Raw genomic sequence first — 1074 nt, forward strand, 5'->3', positions numbered from 1 at the left:
GCGGACCACTTGAGTGAGGCACTGAATTGATTTCGGGACAGGACCTGCGATCGCGGCGCTTGCACGTGGGGATCAGTCAGTTCCAGTTCGCCCGCCAGGCGGGAGTCTCGTCAGCAGTCGTCTCCGCGTGGGAACTCGACAAGGCATATCCGAAGCCACCGGTTGAGCGAGCAGTCCTCACGGCCCTCTCGGCGTTGGAAGCGGCCAAGCGTGAGGGCACGTACGCGGCCCCCCGGAAGCGGTCGAGCGGTAGTACCCGCGCGCGTCGAGCGACACCGGTCAACGTCCCCGCCTCGGTGGCCAGGCGTGCGGTCGCGGCGGCAGGAAGCGGAGCCCCCACCGTACTGACGGCGTTCTCCGGTTGTGGGGGTATGGCCGAAGGCTTTCGGATGGCGGGGTTTTCGGTGGAGGGATACATCGAAGTCGTTCCTGAGGCGCGCGCGACCTTCGATCGGAACTTCCCCGGTGCGAGGTGCCTCGGCGAGGACATCCGGGCAATCGATGAAGCCCGTGTGAAAGACCTTCTGGCACAAGTGGACATCGATGTGTTGGCCGGGGGACCGCCGTGTCAGGGCTTCAGCCTCGCCGGCCGACGCGACCGCGACGATCCGCGCAACCATCTCTTCCGGAACCTGCTCGAGCTCGCCGACCTGGTGAAGCCGAAGGTCGTGGTGATGGAAAACGTGCGATTGCTGCTCAGCATGAAGGACCCGGACGGTGGGATGGTCGTCGACCGGATACTCGGCGAGATGGCTGCACGCGGTTACGACGCGTCGGTCAACACGGTCAATGCGCAGGATTACGGCGTCCCGCAGTTCCGGGAACGAGTGTTCATCGTGGCGACCCGCCGCGACAGTGGTATCGGTCCGCTGCGTTTTCCGCCGAAGACTCACGGCGTGAATGGTGTTGCGCCGCTGAGGACTTTCCGCGATGCCACCGTCGACCTGGCTCCGCTGGAATCCGGACAGGCCTGCGAAACGGACCCGCTGCACTGGGCCGTCGAGCATCCCGAGCACGTCTTGCGGTGGCTGCGTGATGTGCCGGAAGGAATGTCGGCTCACGACAACGAAGATC

The 1074-nt window shown here is 65.2% G+C and carries 1 protein-coding gene; it reads left to right on the forward strand.

The genetic code is table 11. From position 1 onward, the window contains the following. Window positions 1–371: 371 nt before the first annotated feature. The coding region (locus ABT116_RS49690; RefSeq protein WP_351648328.1) for a DNA cytosine methyltransferase at window positions 372–1074 on the forward strand (703 nt) is incomplete at its 3' end.

The sequence above is a fragment of the Streptomyces sp. NPDC002130 genome, from assembly GCF_040296465.1.
Taxonomy (GTDB): Bacteria; Actinomycetota; Actinomycetes; order Streptomycetales; family Streptomycetaceae; genus Streptomyces.